This window comes from Guptibacillus hwajinpoensis (assembly GCF_001039475.1).
In the GTDB taxonomy this organism is placed as follows: domain Bacteria; phylum Bacillota; class Bacilli; order Bacillales; family Guptibacillaceae; genus Guptibacillus; species Guptibacillus hwajinpoensis.
Genome location: NZ_LELK01000001.1, coordinates 534035 through 554793, shown reverse-complemented (window position 1 = coordinate 554793; position 20759 = coordinate 534035). Strand labels below are relative to the sequence as shown.

At 38.8% G+C, this 20759-nt stretch carries 16 protein-coding genes and 1 pseudogene; 5 read left to right on the top strand and 12 right to left on the bottom strand.

Annotation, left to right across the window (positions count from 1 at the left end; translation table 11 throughout):
* Positions 1-18: 18 nt before the first annotated feature.
* The 4 genes from AB986_RS02910 to AB986_RS02895 form a co-directional block, all read right to left on the bottom strand.
* The gene (locus tag AB986_RS02910; protein ID WP_048309381.1) at positions 19-516 is read right to left on the bottom strand and encodes a metal-dependent hydrolase; all 498 of its coding nucleotides are present in this window, start codon (positions 514-516) and stop codon (positions 19-21) included.
* Positions 517-674: 158 nt separating this feature from the next.
* Positions 675-3101 carry a DNA topoisomerase IV subunit A gene (gene parC, locus AB986_RS02905; RefSeq protein WP_048309379.1) on the bottom strand — a complete coding sequence of 809 codons (2427 nt, stop codon included), beginning with the start codon at positions 3099-3101 and terminating at the stop codon, positions 675-677.
* A 2-nt stretch (positions 3102-3103) separates the two neighbouring features.
* Positions 3104-5074 (bottom strand): DNA topoisomerase IV subunit B, encoded by a 1971-nt coding sequence (parE, locus tag AB986_RS02900; RefSeq protein WP_048309378.1) that lies wholly within the window; start codon positions 5072-5074, stop codon positions 3104-3106.
* A 269-nt stretch (positions 5075-5343) separates the two neighbouring features.
* The gene (locus tag AB986_RS02895; protein ID WP_048309377.1) at positions 5344-5730 is read right to left on the bottom strand and encodes a hypothetical protein; all 387 of its coding nucleotides are present in this window, start codon (positions 5728-5730) and stop codon (positions 5344-5346) included.
* 359 nt (positions 5731-6089) lie between these two features.
* On the opposite strand from AB986_RS02895, the gene AB986_RS02890 reads away from it, so the two are divergent.
* A complete protein-coding gene (locus AB986_RS02890) occupies positions 6090-6677 on the top strand; it encodes a biotin transporter BioY (RefSeq protein ID WP_048310813.1) in 588 nt (195 codons plus the stop codon).
* A 65-nt stretch (positions 6678-6742) separates the two neighbouring features.
* Here AB986_RS02890 and AB986_RS02885 read toward each other — a convergent pair whose 3' ends face one another.
* The 6 genes and pseudogenes from AB986_RS02885 to AB986_RS02855 all read right to left on the bottom strand — a co-directional run bounded on the left by AB986_RS02885 (position 6743) and on the right by AB986_RS02855 (position 15316).
* A complete protein-coding gene (locus tag AB986_RS02885; protein ID WP_048309376.1) occupies positions 6743-7918 on the bottom strand; it encodes an MFS transporter in 1176 nt (391 codons plus the stop codon).
* A 155-nt stretch (positions 7919-8073) separates the two neighbouring features.
* Positions 8074-9063, bottom strand: a complete 990-nt coding sequence (locus AB986_RS02880; RefSeq protein WP_048309375.1) for a sodium:calcium antiporter — start codon at positions 9061-9063, stop codon at positions 8074-8076.
* Positions 9064-9234: 171 nt separating this feature from the next.
* Positions 9235-10353 (bottom strand): amidohydrolase, encoded by a 1119-nt coding sequence (locus AB986_RS02875; protein ID WP_053216014.1) that lies wholly within the window; start codon positions 10351-10353, stop codon positions 9235-9237.
* A 17-nt stretch (positions 10354-10370) separates the two neighbouring features.
* Positions 10371-12662, bottom strand: coding sequence for a helicase C-terminal domain-containing protein (locus AB986_RS02870; protein WP_048309373.1), 2292 nt, complete (start codon positions 12660-12662; stop codon positions 10371-10373).
* Positions 12663-12670: 8 nt separating this feature from the next.
* Positions 12671-13961, bottom strand: a pseudogene (locus AB986_RS02860) (cytochrome P450).
* A gap of 116 nt (positions 13962-14077) precedes the next feature.
* Positions 14078-15316 (bottom strand): aminopeptidase, encoded by a 1239-nt coding sequence (locus tag AB986_RS02855; RefSeq protein ID WP_236690295.1) that lies wholly within the window; start codon positions 15314-15316, stop codon positions 14078-14080.
* Between the two features lie 114 nt (positions 15317-15430).
* Between AB986_RS02855 and AB986_RS02850 the strand changes: the two genes are divergently transcribed.
* Positions 15431-16078 (top strand): SIMPL domain-containing protein, encoded by a 648-nt coding sequence (locus AB986_RS02850; protein WP_053216013.1) that lies wholly within the window; start codon positions 15431-15433, stop codon positions 16076-16078.
* Between the two features lie 31 nt (positions 16079-16109).
* On the opposite strand, the gene AB986_RS02845 is transcribed toward AB986_RS02850, so the two are convergent.
* A complete protein-coding gene (locus AB986_RS02845; protein WP_048309368.1) occupies positions 16110-16523 on the bottom strand; it encodes a CoA-binding protein in 414 nt (137 codons plus the stop codon).
* 542 nt (positions 16524-17065) lie between these two features.
* On the opposite strand from AB986_RS02845, the gene cspD reads away from it, so the two are divergent.
* The gene (cspD, locus tag AB986_RS02840) at positions 17066-17266 is read left to right on the top strand and encodes a cold-shock protein CspD (RefSeq protein ID WP_048309367.1); all 201 of its coding nucleotides are present in this window, start codon (positions 17066-17068) and stop codon (positions 17264-17266) included.
* A gap of 211 nt (positions 17267-17477) precedes the next feature.
* Here cspD and AB986_RS22645 read toward each other — a convergent pair whose 3' ends face one another.
* Positions 17478-18485 (bottom strand): GNAT family N-acetyltransferase, encoded by a 1008-nt coding sequence (locus AB986_RS22645; protein ID WP_236690294.1) that lies wholly within the window; start codon positions 18483-18485, stop codon positions 17478-17480.
* A gap of 221 nt (positions 18486-18706) precedes the next feature.
* Between AB986_RS22645 and AB986_RS02830 the strand changes: the two genes are divergently transcribed.
* Positions 18707-18925, top strand: coding sequence for a hypothetical protein (locus AB986_RS02830; protein ID WP_048309364.1), 219 nt, complete (start codon positions 18707-18709; stop codon positions 18923-18925).
* A gap of 298 nt (positions 18926-19223) precedes the next feature.
* Positions 19224-20591 (top strand): YjiH family protein, encoded by a 1368-nt coding sequence (locus tag AB986_RS02825; RefSeq protein WP_048309363.1) that lies wholly within the window; start codon positions 19224-19226, stop codon positions 20589-20591.
* Positions 20592-20759 lie beyond the last annotated feature (168 nt).

The following is a 20759-nucleotide window of genomic DNA, read 5'->3' as shown; positions in this document are numbered from 1 at the left end:
AAAGTGCGCTTTTTCCCGCTATGCGAACAATTGTTTGTATATCAGGAAAAGCGCACTCAAGACAAGAATACTCGATACTATGCCTTCCGCTTTTGAAGCAGTTTTCATGTACATTGGGAAACGCACACGAATTGTGATGGGATAGAACAATTGAATGCCTCTAACCGTCATGGCGTCGAGTAACAAGTGGCTAACAATGCCGACCAGAAGCCCTGTTTGGACCAACTCATCATATTGAAATGAAAAGGTTGAGGTTAGCCAGTATATAAGTAGAATAAAAAGAATACTATGTGTGATTGTTCGGTGTCCAAAGAACCGACTGATTCCTTTTGAAAGCACCCTAGCTCTTCTGCCTGTCCATGAGCCTGGATGACATATATCTGGTAAGAGAGACCCTAATAAACACGCCCCGTAATAGACGATGGTCTCAGGTGCGTCCATACTTTGCGTTATGTAATAACTTTGTGTAGCTATGCCAAGGCATATACCTCCAATGGCATGTGTTTTCCCCTCCATAATACTCCTCCTTCTTTTTCGCGATGTGTTCTCAATTGTTGTAAAGTGCCCATTTAGAGGGGATGCAATCATATGTTCGCATCCGATTCAGTATAGCATATATCACGTAAATCATCACCAAAAAAAATAGACCCGTCGATTAGACGGATCCACTACCTTTATTCAGGTTTTGACTTCTTTTTTAATTCAATTGCATCTCCAGTTTCACTTACATCGATCACAAATGAACCATTGCTATAGCGATCATTCGGACGATACGTTGCTGGATCTACTTCTACTGGCTCACCTTTTTTCGTTCTTATGAGAATCAGATCTTGCTTCGTAACGGCCTCTACACCAATTACGCGATGAGGATTTGATTTTAATTCCCTCAGCATAACGACACCACGTTTGGCTCGAGTCGTAACTTCAAATTCACTTAACTGCATTTTCTTTACCGCGCCTCGATGGGTTACAAGGAACAGATCGTATTTCGCTGTGGGTTCATAAATAATACCACTCACCACAAAATCATCTTCTTTTAAATTAATGCCTTTTACTCCGCTCGCCCTCTGACCAACGAGACTAATTTCTTCTTCTTTAAATCGTAGTCCATAACCAAAGTTCGTCGCAATGAATACTTCTTTACTGCCGTTAGTTACATAAACATCAACCAGTTCATCATCTTTTTTAAGCTTAAGCGCCATTAGCGGCTTTGAATAGCGCTGAGCTTTGTAGTGCGATAGCTCGGTTTTCTTTATCATTCCTTGTTTGGTAACGAAAACAAGATAGCGATCTTCCTTAAACTCCTGGATCTCCATTGCCTCAATAATCCGCTCATCTGATTCAATTGAAACAATATTGGCGACATGCTGCCCGAGATCTTTCCACCTGATTTCTGGGAGCTCATGAACAGGTAGATAGAGATAGCTACCTTTGTTGGTGAATAGCAGTATTGTGTTTGTCGTATTGCTATCAAATTGACGAAGAAGAGTATCTGTCTCTTTCATCCCAAAATCTTTCCCGTTTGAGGCAGCATATGAACGAGGACTTGTCCTTTTGACATAGCCATCTTCTGTCACGGTTACAATAACATCCTCCGACGGGACCATTACTTCAAGATTTACTTTAATATCTTCAATTTCTTGTTCGATTTTAGTCATACGAGGATCCGCATACTTCTTACGTATTTCAAGAAGCTCTTTTTTAATTAGATTTACAAGTTTTTTCTCGCTGCCAAGAATCGTTTCTAGCTTATTAATGAGTTGCGTAAGCTCTTCTGATTCTTTCTGAAGCGTTGTAATATCCGTATTCGTTAAGCGGTAAAGCTGTAAGTTAACAATTGCTTCGGCTTGGGCATCCGTAAAGTCGTACTGACTTATTAAATTGTTCTTTGCATCACGCTTGTCTTTTGATGAACGAATGGTAGCGATAACTTCATCTAGAATGGATATCGCTCGAATAAGCCCTTCAACAACGTGCTGTCGATCCTTCGCTCGTTTTAAGTCATACTCTGAACGACGGATGACTACTTCCTTCTGGTGCTCAATGTACGCACTCAGAATGCGCTTTAAGCCCATTTGTTTAGGCGTTTTGTTATAAATCGCCACCATATTGTAATTGTACGTAATTTGTAAGTCTGTTGCTTTGTATAAATACTTCAGGATTCCATTTGCATCCGCGTCTTTCTTTAACTCGATCACAAACCTAAGACCAGTGCGATCCGTCTCATCTCGTACTTCTGAAATACCTTCTACTTTGCGATCTACGCGTAGTTCATCAATTTTCTTGACGAGATTTGCCTTGTTAATTTCATATGGTATTTCAGTTACAACAATTTGTTGACGTCCACCACGTACTTCTTCAATTTCAGCTTTACCACGTAGGATGAATTTCCCTTTACCTGTTTCAAATGCCTTACGAATTCCTTCTGTCCCTTGAGCAATGCCCCCTGTTGGAAAATCAGGTCCTTTAACAACATTCATTAGCTCTTCTAGCGTCACATCAGGGTTTTCCATCTGCATAACAGCAGCATCAATGACTTCCCCTAAATTGTGTGGAGGAATATCTGTTGCGTATCCTGCAGAAATACCAGTTGAGCCGTTAACGAGTAAGTTTGGGAAACGAGCAGGAAGCACAATCGGTTCATACTGCGTATCATCAAAGTTCGGAGCAAACTCTACTGTATCTTTATCAATATCACGAAGGAGTTCAGATGATATGGCAGAAAGTCGTGCTTCGGTATAACGCATGGCAGCAGGTGGATCTCCATCAACACTTCCGTTATTGCCGTGCATTTCTACTAGAATATTGCGTACTTTCCAATCCTGCGTCATGCGCACCATAGCGTCATAAACAGAGGTATCGCCGTGAGGATGGTAGTTACCAATAACGTTACCAACCGTTTTAGCTGATTTCCGGAAAGGTTTATCTGCAACATTTCCTTCATGATGCATCGCATAAAGAATACGTCTTTGTACAGGCTTCAGACCGTCCCTTGCATCGGGCAGGGCACGGTCCTGAATAATGTATTTACTATAGCGGCCAAAAGCGTCTCCAAGGACATCTTCTAGCGGTAGATCTAGAAATTTTTCTGCGTTAGCCAATGTTACGCCTCCTCTTCAATAATGGAAATGTTCTCATTCTCGATGATGTTGGTCTCTTCATTCAGTCCAAATGCCACATTTGATTCAATCCATTGTCTACGAGGTTCAACTTTGTCTCCCATAAGAACAGAAACGCGTCTCTCAGCACGAGCAATGTCTTCAATCTTCACTCGAATCAATGTGCGACTTTCAGGATTCATCGTCGTTTCCCATAATTGATCGGCGTTCATTTCACCTAGACCCTTATAACGCTGAATCGTATAGCCTTTACCGACTTTCTTCATTGCTTCCTTCATACCTTCTTCATCCCATGCATACTCGACAACTTCTTTCTTTCCTTTCCCCTTACTAACCTTGTAAAGAGGAGGAAGTGCCAGAAAGATTTTCCCATGTTCAACAAGCTGCTTCATATAGCGATAGAAAAACGTTAGAAGAAGCACCTGGATATGTGCACCATCTGTGTCAGCATCCGTCATAATGATGATTTTGTCGTAGTTTGTATCCTCAATATCAAAGTCGGGACCTACTCCCGCTCCAATCGCATGGATAATGGTATTGATTTCTTCATTTTTAAATATATCCTGAAGTTTTGCTTTTTCCGTATTGATTACCTTACCACGGAGCGGGAGAATAGCTTGCGTTCTTCGATCTCGTCCTTGCTTAGCAGATCCTCCAGCTGAGTCACCCTCAACAAGATACAATTCGTTTTTCTTAGGGTTACGAGACGTGGCAGGGGTTAATTTCCCGCTCAGAATCGTTTCTTTCCGCTTTCCTTTCTTACCAGAGCGCGCATCCTCACGTGCTCTTCTAGCTGCTTCGCGAGCCTGAGCCGCTTTAATTGATTTTTTGATTAACATTTCACTAATTGATGGATTTTCTTCTAAGAAATAAGAAATCTGTCCAGAAACAATCGCATCAATCGCTGATCGTGCTTCACTTGTACCGAGCTTACTCTTCGTTTGTCCTTCGAACTGAAGCAGTTCTTCTGGAATTCGAACAGATACAATCGCTGTAAAACCTTCGCGAATATCATTTCCTTCTAGATTCTTATCTTTCTCTTTAAGAAGGTTTACTTTTTTCGCGTAATCATTAATCACACGAGTAATCGCTGTTTTCATTCCCGATTCATGAGTACCGCCGTCTCTTGTTCGAACGTTATTAACAAATGAGAGAACATTTTCCGAAAAGCCATCGTTATATTGAAATGAGAAATCCAATTCAATACCGTTGCTTTCACCATTAAACGTTACAACTGGATGCAACGTCTCTTTATCTTCGTTTAAGTAGTCGATAAACGCTTCGATACCGGTTTCATAATAGAAAACTTCTTTGCGATCATGGCGCTTGTCATTTAGTTCAATCTTAAGCCCTTTAAGTAAGAACGCTGCTTCACGAAGGCGTTCGCTGAGCGTATCGTAATTATAGTTAAGTGTGCTAAACATCGTAGGATCAGGTTTAAAATGAATCGTAGTTCCTGTTTTACGCGTTTTGCCTATGTTCTCTAGTGTTGTTGCAGGCTTGCCACCATTTTCGAAACGTTGTTTAAAAATAAAGCCGTCTCGATGAATGGTAACTTCTAGCCATTCCGATAGAGCGTTCACAACGGAAGCGCCTACACCGTGTAATCCTCCACTTGTTTTGTATCCACCTTGTCCAAATTTGCCACCTGCGTGGAGAATCGTTAGGATAATTTCTGGTGTTGGTTTACCAAGTTTGTGCATTCCAACAGGCATACCACGACCATTATCTTCAATGCTAACGCTATTATCTTCATATAAAGTAACGTTGATTTCATTCCCATGTCCTGCAAGAGCTTCATCAACTGAGTTATCTACTATTTCATAAACCAGGTGATGCAAACCTCTTGAGTCAGTGCTCCCGATATACATACCCGGACGCTTCCTAACAGCTTCAAGGCCTTCTAGAACCTGGATCGAATCATCACTGTATTCTTGCTTCTGTTTCGTTACCATGTTTTTCCCCTTTCAACTTGCTGTATAGACTAGCCTACCACATGAGAACGTGTGTTTCTATATTTTCTTACACCCCGTCCTTTTTTAAAAGCATTGCCAGTTCTTGAAGTTTTTAATAGTAAGGCAGCACTCTACAGTCTTTAACAACATAAAGCTAACAACCATTATTTGATTTTCTTTCATGCGTTATGGTTTCAATTCAACGTATAAAAAAATCCTGCACATTGGCAGGAGAGAAAAAAACATCGAACCGTATTGTACCGTATTGTTTATTGTTCATCAATTGTTTTTGCGACATCTACATTACCAGCCTGATAACCAATTGTGATAATGTCACCCTCATGAATAGACTCCCAATCCAATCTATCGGTTAAATAAGGCTTTTTGTTAACAACAAGATAATAATAAGGTTTGTCAGCTGCAGCTTCTGTCATCTCTTCTGCATTTTCATTTGTTGGATCCATTTCATCTTCTTCGTTAGTTTCTTGATCTGTTTTAATTGTTAATTGTGGCTCTTCATAACGAACCATTTTCTTTTGGACCTCGCCAGTTACATATGCTAGATCATCATTTTGTTCGTTAGCGAAGGCAGTACCTACAGCCAGAACCAAACATAGCAACAAAACCGACAAAAGGGTTCCTCTTAACATATTCATACAGAGGCTCCTCTCAACGTGCATTCGCTTTTAGTTTACCATACATTTTTCAGTTGGTAATAAATTTTCTTGAAGCACAAGCGATTTCTCAACGTTCAAATGGACAATTGAAGATGCTGATCTAATCGAACGTTTACCCAATTCCATATTAGGTTGCTCCAAAATAACACGTGAAATGTTAACTAAAAATATGATCAAGGTGTTATAATCGTGATGAATTTTATCTTATCAAAACAATTACATCCACACTCAATTAGTAAAATCGAATCCATTAGTTAACCGTTACTATTTTTCGGTTGACACAAATGGTTTTTTCTTTTACGATTCATTATAGTGATAATGAAAGCGAGGATCATTTTATGGGGAAAATGAAAACAATTGATTTAGTTTACGCAGGGATGTTTGCCGCACTGATGGCTGTTGGAGCAAATATAGCTCAATTTCTAGTCGTTGGTGGTGTACCCATTACGTTACAAACGTTCTTTGCAATTCTTGCAGGTCTTTTACTCGGAAGTAGACTTGGTGCAACGTCAATGATTGTTTATACTTTAGTTGGATTAGCCGGAGCACCTGTATTTGCTCAATTTACTGGTGGTCCAGGTGTTATTTTCAAACCGACATTCGGATTTATCTTATCTTATATTCTGGTCGCATATGTAGCTGGTAAAATTGTTGAATCAAAGTTGAAGCCTACCATCACAACGTTTATGATCGCTAGCTTCACTGGATTTATTTTGAACTATGTGCTAGGTACAAACTATATGTATTATGCTTACAAACTCTGGGCAGCTGCTCCAGAAGGATTTACGTATAGTATGGCGTGGATTTGGATGCTCGCTCCTTTACCAAAAGATATTATATTGAGTGCTGTAGCGGCTCTTATTTCTCCGCGAATCTTTACAGCCGTTTCTAAAACGTCAAGCCGTCAACAAGGCAAAGTTGCCTAGCCACACATTACTAGATAAATATAATATCAAAAACCCGCTGGTGCATACCGGCGGGTTTTTAACGTCTATTCGCTTGCGACTTGTTTCGATTTGCTTGAATTCAAGAATAGCGACATGATGAACATTAGTAGAAGGAAGACAATAACAAGACCAAAGCCACCTTTTTCACCATATGCCTCAGACACAAGCCCGATTATATACCCAGCTAAACCGCCGCCAATTCCTGAAGCAACGTAGATTAGACCAAGAGCTGAACCTGGATTTTTTGAAATCGTCGTCCCGAATGCTGTGGCTGTTGGGAACAACGTAGAGAAGAAAAGTCCTGCGCCAGCAAATAGATACGGTACTTGATTGGCAAAGAAGAAACTGATGGCGACGATAATAACAGACCCAAGCGAGAATGTAATCATAATCAATCGTTCGTTCAGTTTATTCGCAAGATACGCAGCACCAAGTCTTCCGACCATAAAGAAGACAGAGAACAGTGATAAGATCGTTGCTACCATATCTGATTTCGCTTCATTTGATATACCACCAAGTTCAAGTGATTTTAAATATGGTGGAAAGAAGTTTGTAAATGATACTTCAGCTGATACTTCAAAAATCAAGAAGAACATTAAGAAGACCATTTGCGCATCTTTTAACATTGGTATGAATGCTTTTAAGTTAATCTTATCTGCTTTTCCATTCGGGAAGGAAACTGATGTAACGTAGAAAATAACGAGTACATTCAATGCAGCAATTCCTGCGTAGAAATAGCGCCAAGATGCAAATTCAAAGAGGTAGTTTAGAATTTGTGGGAAAACAATCATCCCTAGTCCGTAAATTCCCATTGCTAAATTAAACATTTGATTTTGTTTATTGGGGTAAGCTGCAGGAACGATTGCATTGGATGCAACACCGAGTGCGCCAAGACCAAACCCAATTAACATATAGAAACCAAGAAAGAGCATAATATTAGATGCTAACCCAGTACCTAGAAATCCAGCACCCATAATGAGTGTCGCAATAATGACCATAATACGAAGGCCTTTTTTATCTGTTAAATAACCAAAAATCAAACTTGCTAATGTAAAGCCTATTTGAAAGATCAAAACCACTAAACCAAATTGACTCATATCAAGCCCAATATCTGCTTCGACTTGATCAAGCACAATCCCCTTTGTATTCGTAACCCCACCAGATACGAACTGTGTAAATAGTAATATAACTAACGCGTGTATACTTTTCCCTTTTGACATAGTGACCTCCTAAATGTAATCTATCACGGAGGATTCCACGGTAAATAACACTTAAAACTTAAAAAAATTTTCAATCATTTTTTAGTTAGCGTTACCATTACCGCTATGTAAGCTTTTGTAAATAAAAAAATAGGTTGCAGGGAATTCCCTGCAACCTATTTCATTTGATAAACTATGAAGGTAGCAATAAAGTAAATAACAACAATTGCGATTGATGGTAGCATATAAAAGAGCGTCGTTCGCTTCTCTTTTCGTGTAATACTATAAAGAATGACAAGAACGACAACAACCGTTGAAACTGTTGTAACGATATTAGACATACTCGCATGCTGAAATATGTTTGTTTTAAGATATATGGCATCCGTAAAGGAAAGAAGCATGATGTTAAAGGCGTTACTTCCTAGTAATGAACTTACCCCCATGCTATAGTTCCGAAGTTTAAGAGCCGTAGCAACACTTACTGCGTCTGGAAGTGAAGTGCTTGCACCAACTAAAAAAGAACCTACAAAGGATGCACCAAGGCCAGTGCTGTCAGCTATTCGGTCTGCCGTAAGCGTCAATATTGTGCCTACAATCATGATTCCAACAGCTGAAAGAACAAACATTGTCACAACTCTCTGATAGGAAAAATCTCCGTATTTTTCATTACGACGATTTTTTCGTTTAACTTTTTCTTCTGTTTTACTATTAATCCACTTTACTCCTATGAAATAAAAAAGCACTAAGACAATGGAACTATAGCCAATATGAAAGATGCTTGCCGATAGGGTTAAAGATAATCCAGCTACGACTATTAATGTCATGACAATAACAAGATAAATATAAAGCTTACTACCAAGGTCCGTCTGCCCCATAATCTGTTCACGACGATAAACCATATCAAGAACAGCAAGTGCCAATAAATTAAATAAATTACTACCAAGCAAATTTCCGATTGCAAGATCAGGACTGTCAATCGCAATAGCTGTGACACTTGACGTTAATTCCGGTAAAGATATAGCCGCACCTATGATGATCCCCATAAAAGCGGATGATGTTTTCGTTTTCTCACTTATAGCATCTCCATACATAGCGAGACGCGTTGCAACAAAGTATGTCGCAATTGCTGCAGCGATAAATAACATGATTGTTAGAATTAAATTCATGAAAGTACTCCTTGTGTCGAACAATTTAACTTCTACTTACCATAACCTACATCGGATATAGCTAAACCCCAAAAATAAATGTAGTCTAGTAATATTTTAGAATAGTCGATAGACAAAACGTTAACGCGAATTTGTTTATCACAAGGTAAAAACCCGCACGAAATGCGGGTTTTATTCTTTATTATGCAATTGATTTACAAGATGACTGATAACATTTGCTGCCTCAACAAGTGAATTCTTTTCAAAGGTCATAGAAGGATCATGTAATCCTGGAGAGACGTTAGCACCAATTCCGAGAAAGACAGCTTCTATATTTGTGAGATCTGTGTAATAGTGAAAATCTTCTCCCCCTGGTGTTAGTATAGGAGAAATTGCTTTACCTTCGCCTAAAACAGATTCAATTGCAACCTTCGCTTCTTGAATGAGCTCTTCTGAATATCTTGGTGCTGGAACACGACCTTCCACTTTATACGTAATCGTAGCGTCATACATGCTTCCAGTATGATGAATAATGCGGGCAATTCTCTCTAGCATTCGATGAAGTTCTTTATTATCACGACTTCGAACATCCAGAGCGAATGATCCACTACCAGGAATGACATTATAAGAACCCCCACCTGCTGAGAGGCTGGTGAATTTGATCGTTGTTCCGGTTTGAGGATTAGGTCGAATAGCATGAATCGAGTTAATTAGTGTTCCAAAGACATCAATAACATTCACACCAAGGTGCGGGCGTCCACCATGAGCTGTTCTTCCTTGAATCTTTCCAGTCAAAATAGTCGCGGCACTATGCATAAGGGCAGGTGACATAGATCCAGTCGGACACTCTGTTGCAGTTCGTAAATGGAAGCCAATCAAGCTATCAACATCCTCTAATACACCTTCATGAACCATCGCTTTTGCTCCCTGCATAATTTCTTCAGCAGGTTGAAATATAAATTTAACCGAACCCTTCATCTTTTCCTTTTGTTCACTTAGAAGTTTAGCGATGCCGAGGGCAATACTTGAGTGCGCATCATGGCCACACGAATGACGATAAAACACCCTTCCATCTTCTTCGTGTGTGATACAGTCCATATCAGCACGTACACCAATACATGGACGATCACGCTCTCCCTTATATGTACCTATCACCCCCGTACCTGCGATACCTGATTGAACAGTATATCCCATGCTTTTGAGCTCTTTTTCAATGTAAGCTGCTGTTTTGAATTCCTTAAAAGCAGGTTCAGGTATCCTATGAAGATCCTGTTGTACTTTATGGATATAGTGACTGAAATCAATGGACACCGCTATCCCCCCATTCTCTAGATTAAGTTATCCTTTAAAACAGCGAAATGTTGCCATTCATAGGGAAGTAATTGCTGGTACCGTCGTTCTAGATAACGGCTATCGATTAGAAGTAACTGCCCAGTATCCGTTTCCGTTCGAATGAGTCTTCCTCCCGCTTGTTGAACACGGTTCATACCCGGATAAACATATGTATATTCAAAACCGTTTCTTCCTTGCTCATCAAAATACGTTTTCATCAATTGTCGTTCGATATCAAAGTTAGGAAGACCAACTCCCACTACAACAACGCCTGTAAGTCTGTCGCCTTTTAGATCGATGCCTTCAGAGAAAACTCCTCCAACTACTGCGAAACCTATTAAGCTAGCCTGACGATTACCAGTAAACATGTGTAGAAATTCTTCTCGTTCTTGCTCAGTCATCCCGCTTTTCTGAAGAATTGTCTCGATTCCATTGCTTTGAGACGTATAAGCGTCATAGACTTGCTCCATATATCCATAAGACGGGAAAAAGAATAAATAATTCCCTGGTTTTTCATCTACCACTTTAAGCAAGAGCTCCACAAGCGGTTGAAGCGTTTTCGCTCGATCGCGATACTTTGTCGATAAGGGCGCAATTGAAACCTTTGCATTTTCTCTAGGAAAGGGTGACGGGATTTGAATAGCATAATTTTCTTCTTTCCAACCGAGCATTTCCTGATAATAAGATAGTGGAGAAAAAGTTGCAGAGAAAAAGATCGTTGCCAGAAAACCCTTACGCATTGTTTGAAGCAAATGTGAAGGGTCAAAACAAAACAATTTGATTTTCACTTCTGATTTACCGGATTCAACATATGTGATGAATCGTTCATCGTAAAGTTTTGCAATGCGAATAAAATTTTGTGATGCAAAATAAGCATCCAGCAGCTCTTCATCATTTCCCTGGTGAAGTAACTCCTGTTCGCTGACCTGAATAAATGTATCGAGTTTTACTAATAACTCTTCATCAACGCTTTGTAACACAAGCTTTCCATTCTCGCATGATTTTCTTAGTTCAATCATAAATTGATTAATTGCTGCTGCAGCATTTACGATCTCAACGTTCTTTCCTTTATAAGAACGTTTCAGTTGCAGAAACCGTGACTTGAATAGTTCCGCTGAATACATACTTCTCGCTCGGTCTACAAGATTATGAGCTTCATCCACGAGAACAGTCGTACGCTTCTTTTGTTCTTCAATCAATCGTTTTAAAGAAACTCTCGGATCAAATAAGTAATTGTAGTCACAAATCACAGCATCAGCCGTATAAGCAAGATCAAGTGAGAGCTCAAAAGGACATAGTCTGTGCTTGTGAGCATACCGTTCAATAACATCTCGAGTCATCCGCGTTTCATTGCTTAACACATCAAGCAGTCCGTCATTAATCCGATCGTAATACCCATCAGCATATTCACAATAGTCCTTTTGGCAAAGTGTTTTCTCTTTAAAACAAACTTTATCTTTAGCAGTGATCGTCACAGAAGAAGTGTGAAGGCCTTTTGTTTCCATTAGTCGAAACGCTCCCTGGGCGGTTTCTCTTGTGATTGTTTTTGCCGTTAAGTAGAAGATTTTTTGACCAAAGCCTTCCCCCATCGCTTTCACAACTGGAAAAAGGGTACTGATCGTCTTTCCAATGCCCGTTGGAGCAGTAGCAAATAAAGTCGCTTCATCTTGAACTGTTTTATAAACAGCTCCCGCTAGCTTGCGTTGCCCATCTCGATACGAATCAAAGGGAAATTGTAACAGCTTAGCTGTTTCTGTTCTTTGGTTTATATGTTTTTGTTTCCATTTAGCAAATGGAGCATAATGTGAAATTACTTCATTCATAAATTCTGTCAACTGACTGGAAGTAAAGTCTTTTTCGTAGCGAACGATTTCCTTAGAGTGGGATTGGATGTACGTCAGTTGAACGGTAATCACATCCCGCTCAAATCGCTTTGATGCCATATAGGCATAACACATCGCCTGCGCCCAATAAACAGGATAGGAGTCTTCATTGATTTCAGTGAGCGGGAGAGAAGTTGATTTAATTTCATCAATCACGAGCTTGTTTTCTCTCATCAACAATCCATCACATCGGCCTTCAATATGAAAAAGAAGCTCTTCAAAGACATAATCGATCTCAAAGGGGATCTCTTTTTGATCTTCTTCACCGTACGTTTTTTGGATCATTTGATGCAGACGAGTGCCTTCAGTCATTGTTGTTGTCGTGCGAAAACGAGTGTCAATACTTCCGCTCCGGTAAGCATATTCCACCAGTGGACGAACAGATACTTTTATTGTTTCATTCATGTTATCACCTATTGTTTTCTTTCGTGGACCTTCATGTATAAGCCATTTTTAATTCGCAACGAAACCAATGGTTCCGCTTCTACAGGATGATGATTTGCCACCATCTCAAGGTGATACTTTTTACCGATTGTCGAAATAATTAGCTGTGCTTCCATTGTTGCAAGTTGACTTCCTATACAGCTTCTTGGTCCTGCACCAAACGGTATATAAGCAAAAGGCTGTATCTCTTTTGCACGCTCTTCCGAAAAGCGAGTGTGGTCAAACTGGTTAGGTTCCTTAAAGAACGCGGGATTTCGATGAATGATGTAAGAACTTATTAAAAAGGATGATCCCTTCTTAAATTCATGACCAGACAGATTTACTGGTTCAGTTGCTTCTCGTAATAACATCCATGCCGCAGTAAAGTCTTAACATTTCTTTAAAGAATGGACCTGTTTGTTTAAAAGATTTTATGTTTTGCTGATGATTGGATTGCCATTCCACTACTAGCTCTTCTTCAAGCGACCTACTTCTCGAAAGTTCAAACCACATCCAGGATAATACGTTGGCAGTCGTTTCGTGTCCTGCAATTAGCATCGTCAAAACATGACTTTTAATTTCTTCCCTTGAGATTGAAGAACCATCTTCATACTTTGCTGTTAGCAGTAAGTTAAGCAAATGATCACCATCTGGCGCTTGTTCAATCAACAAATCTGCCAGTTCTTCAAGGCGTTCTTTACCTGAAGTATACCGTTTATTTCGTGAAGACGGAATGAATGCTGGCACTGGAAAAGGGAGAAATAAGTCGCTAGCGGTCTTATCGATAATGTGAGTAACAGCGTCGACAAGCTCCTCACTCTCACTGTCTAATACATTTCTCCCAAACATGATTTTCACAATAATACGCAGTGTCAATTTCATCATTTCATCGCTTATACAACGTTCATCTTGATCTCGCCAAGATTCAATGAATTCTTCAGTTTGTTCAACGATTATTCGTTTATATTGTTCGAGCATCTCTTTATGAAATGCTGGTAGGATAAGCTTTCTTTGTCGCCGATGCTCTATTCCTTCAGAAGTAAGTAATCCTCTACCAATCGTTTTGCTTAATAACGAAGCGGATGCACCTTTTTGAAAAGAAGAAGCCTGTGTAACTAGAATTTCTCTAATAGCCTCTGGATTGTGAACAACAAAAGAAGATGCGCCAAGTTCTACAAAACCAGCAACCTCACGTGTTTGCGACAGAAACGTTAATGGATCTTTCCTGAAATCAAGATAGTTCTTTAATCGAATACCTGAAAGCTTTTCAACCGTTTTCACCACAGTTCACCACTCTTTGTTTTCTTCTATTATAGAAATCTTAGAGCAATAATGGCAATGTTTAACAGCTAAAAAAAACGCTCCAACTGGATTGACCAGAAGGAACGCTTGAGAAATCAGTTTACATCGATAGCCCAATTTCCATTGCGGAAAATAGCTTCAGTCGTACCATCTTCTTTTACTCCATCAATATCAAGCTCACCTGAGCCCATCATAAAGTCAACGTGAGTGATACTGTTGTTAACACCATTTTGATCGAGCGCTTGATCATCCATGTCTGCTCCACCCTTAACACTACTAGGATAAGCTTTACCAAGTGCTAGATGACACGAAGCATTCTCATCGTAGAGTGTATTGAAGAAAATAAGACCTGACTGCGAAATTGGTGAGTGATGAGGAACAATTGCAATTTCACCAAGTCTTCTTGAGCCTTCATCCATGTTTAGAAGGGTGTCAAGTGTTTCATACCCTTCTTCAGCAGAAAAATCAACAACTTTACCATCTTTAAAAGTCAGTGAGAAGTTATTAATTAAGTTTCCGCCATAGCTAAGTGGCTTCGTGCTTGCGACTGTACCATTCACACCGTATTTATGTGGTAGTGTGAACACTTCTTCCGTAGGCATATTCGCATTGAATTCAATACCCTGTTCAGAATGAGAAGAGCCACCTTTCCAAATATGACCTTCAGGAAGTTCAATCTCAAGATTCGTACCAGGAGCTTTATAGACAAGTTTTTTATAATGTCTGTCGTTTAGCACGCCTCTTGCTTTAGCAAGTGTCGCATTATGCTCATTCCACGCTTCAACTGGATGATCCTTATCGACTCGGGTAATCTTAAAGATTTGGTTCCAAAGCTGTTCGATCGCTTCATCTTCAGATGCTTCTGGGAATATCTTTGTAGCCCATTCTCCGTTTGGAATAGCGATAATCGACCACGTGATCTTATCGTTCATTGTATATTTACGGAAGTTCTTCATCGCTTCACCAGCTGCTTTGTTAGAAGAAAAGATACGTGATGAATCAATTCCTTTTAACAAATCAGGATTGGTGGAGCGAATGGATAGAATCGCTGCGCCTTCCTCGGCGAAATGATCGAACATTTTCACACGCCATTCAGGGACGTTTTCAAGCACCTCTTGGGCAGCATTTTCATACCATAAACGGTCTAGCTTATCGTCGCTCCAATTTATATGTACCGTTTTCGCTCCCATCTCATACGCTTGCTTAACAACAATGCGGGCGAAATCTGCTCCTTCTATCGAAGCATTAACAATTAGCATTTGGTTCTTTTGAAGATTAACTCCTCTTTTAAGAGCTAATTCTGCATACTTTTCTAACATTTTATGTTCTGGCAAAATCAATTCCTCCTTAGTTTCAAAACGACTACTTAGAATTTTAACAAAACTCACACTTTCTGTCCTCTATATCCTAGTTATATCTTCAATATTCTAAAGAAAGGCGTGTGAAGAATGAGCAACACCCCTATTGAACATACAAACTTGAGTATGTCTGAGAACACGATAACGGTATATGGCACTGGAACGATTGAAGCAACTCCTGACGTAGCCTTTGCAGTGATCGGTGCAGAGAATACATCCAAACGTATTAATGAAGCACAAAAAGAAAATGCAGATACGATATCAACTATCGTGAATACCCTCAACAAGATGGGTATACCGAATGAGGATATTCAAACGTCGGATTATCGAATTGAAGAGGAGTATACGTTTGAAAACAATACAAAACAATTTATCGGATATAAAGTCACTCATCTCCTAAATGTCCTGATTGAACCAATTCAAAAGACTGGAGCGGTTTTAGACGCAGCAGTTGCTTCAGGTGCAAACAGCTTATCTGGCATTCAATTTAAAGTGAAGGATCCAGAAGAATACAATCAAAGAGCCTTAACACTTGCGATCGAACAAGGTAATGAAAAAGCGAAAGACATTGCTCATGCTTTAAAGGTTCCTCTCCCCAGAACTCCCCACCAAGTTACTGAAATAGTATCTTCATCACCTGTTTACCGAATGCTTAGCCAATATGAAGGGACTTCTATACAGCCAGGACAATTAACGATGACCGCTCAAGTGAAAATGGTCTACGTTTTCCCAACGTAAAAAAGGGCGTAAAAACCTACGCCCTTTTTCTTTATTTTGTCATCGCATGCTCAACTTTAATGCAGCGATCCATGATCATTTTGATATTATGTTTTTTACCATATTCATATGCTTCTTCATTGCTTACACCTAATTGTGACCAGAAAACATCTGCATTGATGGCAACTGAATCCTTCATAATATCAGGTAAATATTCACTTCTTCTAAACACATTAACAATATCCACGTGACCCTCAATGTCTTTTAAGGAATCAACTGCTTTAATACCAAGTGATTCGTCTATTGTTGGATTAACAGGGATAATCTCATATCCCACATCCATCATAGCCTGTGAAATCATATATGATGTTCGATTTGGGTTATTCGATAAACCCACAACAGCTATGCGCTTATTCTCTTTAAGGATTTTCCCGATTTCTTCACGAGACGGGTTTTCAATGGACATATTCGTACACCCCTTTGCAACTTTTGGTATACATTCATTATAAAAGAAGATGAATCAGATCAACACTAATTCGCTCAAGTATTTTGAACAATCTGTTCAATCGCTCTCTTAGGAGAATCATAAGGGTAATGTGTCCAGAATTGGTCGCTTTAATGTAAGTTGAGTGTCTTGATAATGACGTTTGGAACACACCTTTAGGATCTCTCTCGTCTTGATGACTGATAAGGAGCGGCGTTTATAGCAATGATTGGCTCCTTTCTTCCAATTCAAGATAAGCCACATCGTAAAAAACATGGAAGCAGAGCATTTAATCACTAAAATAATTTCCAGAATGGTTTGCTTTTTAACATAGGCGATGCTATTATATATTTAAACCATTTTACTATTAATATATTTAGGATTTAAATTAGCTGTAGCTTCGAAAGAGGGTAACAAAGTTAAATCCTCTTCCAAAGTTGCAGTTTTTTAATGTAAACGTATTAAATTAGTGAATGGTGAATTTTAAATTATGTACGATGAGGTACATTAGGAGGCAATTTTTTATGCAAAACGGTAAAGTAAAATGGTTCAACGCTGAAAAAGGTTTCGGTTTCATCGAAGTTGAAGGTGGAGACGACGTATTCGTACACTTCTCTGCAATCAACGGCGAAGGTTTCAAAACACTTGACGAAGGCCAAGAAGTTAACTTCGAAATCGTAGAAGGTAACCGCGGACCACAAGCAGCTAACGTAACAAAAGCATAAATGGCTTAATAAGCCCCTGACGATTCGTCGTCAGGGGCTTATTTTTTTGAATAGCACAAAATTCTCCAATCGCTTAAAACACTCGCTAAAGATAGGCTTTGGTAAGGATGAAACATCGTCTGAGCATTCTTATTGATGACTTGCTTTGAACCGTTAGTAAATGCCCGAGGCTAATACCTTATTTTTTATGGTAATGGTCATACTGTCCCTCTTACACTAAACTTTTCCTAAGATCCAGCTCATCATGAATTGGTATTTGATGATAACCTATTTCAGGGATTTCCGGTTTTTGCACTCGTGCTTGGTCCACTGCATTTAATTTTACACCAGTTAATCGATATCCTTTTCTTTGATAAAATCGAAGAGCGTGAAGGTTATCATTTGTCGTAACGAGTGCAATCTCATGAAATCCGTTCATTAGAGCAGTCATTTCAACTTCCATTAACAATCGGCTTCCTATCCCATTATTTCCGACTAAGCTATCAAGTGAAATGATTTCAAGGAAGTTCTCATTAAGATGAAAGGTAATGACTCCACAAATCAGGCCCATTTTATTATAAGCTATGTACCCTTCTAGTTTACTTAAGTCGTATTCTCCAGATGTAATAACCATTTCGGTACTTCCCCATAGCGATGTAAATAACTTTTGCAATTCCACTTGATGTTCCTTCCCAATTCGCTGTATGTTGTATGCATGCGAATCATAGACCATTAAATAACAATCTCTCCACTCACCCTCATGAAATTCATTTCTAGAAAGCACGCACTTTCTTTCAAATCCAACGTTCTCATAGCAAGTGATCGCTCTTTTATTCCACGTTTGTGGATCCATCACGATCAGGGAAGCTTCTACTTTTTCAATTAGATAGTTAACGATCATTGTAACGATTTTCGTACCAATTCCTTTGTTCCAGTATGTTGGCTCTCCAATGAATTGATCCATTCCGTATGAGTTTACAGGAAGAGAAATACCACATACTTCATTGAGCGGGTAAAATTGTATATAGCCAATTGGAGAGTTGTCCTTGTAAATGAGGCATCTTGTTTCATTATCATCAACAAAAAAATCACTCCGTACTTTATCGATCGTGTATATTTTGTCTCTTCCTTCATAATAAGCCAATACTTCATCGTTTGTTAACCATTTCAAAATGTGCAGTTCATCTTCTGTTTTAATGGTTCGTACAGATAGATCAGTTCCTTCAATGAGAGTAATCATTGGTTCGTCCTTTCTAAAATCATATTTGCTTATCATCTACTATAAAAGTATCAGTATAGTTATTTAAATAAATTTTAAAAAATACACACTAATTGTAATATCACGGTCTTAAATAGGGTATAATAACTAGTTTGTGCTATATCAATGCATTGTATAGTATGTTACAATGATAAAAACATATTATTATAGATGGGACTTGATAAACATATATGGGAAAATACATGATTGACCACCAAAAACAAATTGTCCATAGGACAGCATACGCTGGTGATGAATGTCATTTACCCGAGACCCCGATTAAAGACCGGAGCGAAGCAAATCATGAACAAGATCTTCTTGTTTTTCTTCGTCAAAAAGGTTATCGAAAATGTGCTTCTTGTTTCTTTGGTTCAACATTTGAAGAAGAATACGAACTTCACATACCATCAAGGACCGTGTGATTCTATTTTATTAAATAAACGATGCCAAAAGGTCAAGGATATATATCCTTGACCTTTTTTTGATTCCAAGTCTCTTCTTAGATTACTCAATGTTTTAGCATAATACCAGTCTTTTCTTGTTAACGATTTCACGATATAATAGTATTGTTCGCTTTTTTCTGAACACTTTTTTTATTCAAGTGATTGCATTTTCATGTTTAATTAAAGGAGTTGATATGTTATATTCATAACTATGTTTTTATAAACATACGTTTTTATTTATGAAAAATTCGTTGACTACGACAGAGGTGACGCTACTATGGACAGTAATCTTCACACTAAATTAACTTCAAAGGGAATTCTTAAATTCGCGATCCCCTCTCTAATCGGAATCTTCTTATTCATGATTCCAATACCAAATGATGAGGGCGTGACAATACCGATTGCTAGACTTGCAGGTTGGCTGCAGGGGTTATTCGGTTCTACTATACCAGTGAAATTGCCAGTCATTATGACTATTGTCATTTCAATTACTGCTATTCTTACATTCATAGCCGTTATCATAAAACCAACTTGGGTGACGAAAAGCCCATTTTTGGTAAGTCTTCTCCAGGTTTCACCAATCTGGCTTTTTGCTAGGATTTTAGGGATGATATTTGCTATTCTGACCCTATTCAATATCGGTCCAGAATGGATCTGGTCAGATGCAACGGGCGGTTTATTACTTAATGATTTAATTCCGATTCTATTTTCTGTTTTCTTATTTGCAGGAATTTTCTTGCCTCTTCTATTAAACTTCGGTTTATTGGAATTTTGCGGTACGCTTCTTACAAAGATTATGCGTCCCATTTTCACGCTTCCTGGCCGATCGTCAATTGATTGTCTTGCATCTTGGATGGGAGATGGCACGATCGGAGTATTATTAACAAGTAAACAGTATGAACAAGGTTATTATACAAAAAGAGAAGCTGCAGTTATCGGTACAACTTTTTCAGTTGTATCCATCACTTTTAGTATTGTTGTACTCCAGCAAATGAAGCTTGAGCAATACGTTATTCCATATTACTTAACGATTGTTTTAGCAGGTGTGGTTGCAGCCGTTATTATGCCTAGAATACCTCCTTTATCTCGTAAAGCTGATACAACTTTTGAATCTGCAGCAGAGGTACCGGATGATACCATACCAAAAAACATGTCACGTTTTCGTTGGGGACTTGTTCAGGCAACTAGGACTGCAGAAGATAACCGAACTTCTAAAGTTATTAAGGGCGGTATTCAAAACGTCCTAGATATGTGGATGGGAGTAATTCCAATCGTTATGGCAATTGGAACAGTAGCCTTAATTATCGCAGAAACAACTCCTATATTTAGCTACCTAGGAGCTCCATTTGTTCCTATACTTAATGTCATGCAGGTTCCTGAAGCAGCTGAAGCTGCACAAACAATGGTAATTGGATTTGCTGATATGTTCCTCCCAGCTATTATTGGTGCAGATATTGAGAGTGATTTAACACGTTTTGTTATTGCAAGTCTTTCAGTATCTCAGCTCATTTATATGTCTGAAGTGGGCGGACTACTTCTTGGATCAAAAGTACCTGTAAGGTTTATCGACCTCTTTATCATTTTCCTTGAACGTACAATTATCTCATTACCCATTATTGTTATCATGGCTCATATTATCTTTTAAATCTAAGAAGTCGGGACAAATTGTTCCGACTTCTTTTTATTTTCTATTGCAAATTAGTTTATCATCTGAAAATTTTACCACGGTCTGTTTTTAAATATGTTATCAATACGGTAAGTGAAATTATTTTGTGCTAATGTAAAAAAGCAGCGGTCTCGCCGCTACTTTACA

Bases quoted from the DNA above. Each gene is read 5' to 3' on its own strand.
- AB986_RS02850 (WP_053216013.1), top strand. From the start codon at position 15,431: ATGAGCAACACCCCTATTGAACATACAAACTTGAGTATGTCTGAGAAC.
- AB986_RS02895 (WP_048309377.1), bottom strand. From the start codon at position 5,730: ATGAATATGTTAAGAGGAACCCTTTTGTCGGTTTTGTTGCTATGTTTG.
- AB986_RS22645 (WP_236690294.1), bottom strand. From the start codon at position 18,485: ATGATTACTCTCATTGAAGGAACTGATCTATCTGTACGAACCATTAAA.
- parE (WP_048309378.1), bottom strand. From the start codon at position 5,074: ATGGTAACGAAACAGAAGCAAGAATACAGTGATGATTCGATCCAGGTT.
- AB986_RS02870 (WP_048309373.1), bottom strand. From the start codon at position 12,662: ATGAATGAAACAATAAAAGTATCTGTTCGTCCACTGGTGGAATATGCT.
- AB986_RS02890 (WP_048310813.1), top strand. From the start codon at position 6,090: ATGGGGAAAATGAAAACAATTGATTTAGTTTACGCAGGGATGTTTGCC.
- AB986_RS02880 (WP_048309375.1), bottom strand. From the start codon at position 9,063: ATGAATTTAATTCTAACAATCATGTTATTTATCGCTGCAGCAATTGCG.
- AB986_RS02825 (WP_048309363.1), top strand. From the start codon at position 19,224: ATGGACAGTAATCTTCACACTAAATTAACTTCAAAGGGAATTCTTAAA.
- AB986_RS02830 (WP_048309364.1), top strand. From the start codon at position 18,707: ATGATTGACCACCAAAAACAAATTGTCCATAGGACAGCATACGCTGGT.
- AB986_RS02845 (WP_048309368.1), bottom strand. From the start codon at position 16,523: ATGTCCATTGAAAACCCGTCTCGTGAAGAAATCGGGAAAATCCTTAAA.
- AB986_RS02885 (WP_048309376.1), bottom strand. From the start codon at position 7,918: ATGTCAAAAGGGAAAAGTATACACGCGTTAGTTATATTACTATTTACA.
- AB986_RS02910 (WP_048309381.1), bottom strand. From the start codon at position 516: ATGGAGGGGAAAACACATGCCATTGGAGGTATATGCCTTGGCATAGCT.
- cspD (WP_048309367.1), top strand. From the start codon at position 17,066: ATGCAAAACGGTAAAGTAAAATGGTTCAACGCTGAAAAAGGTTTCGGT.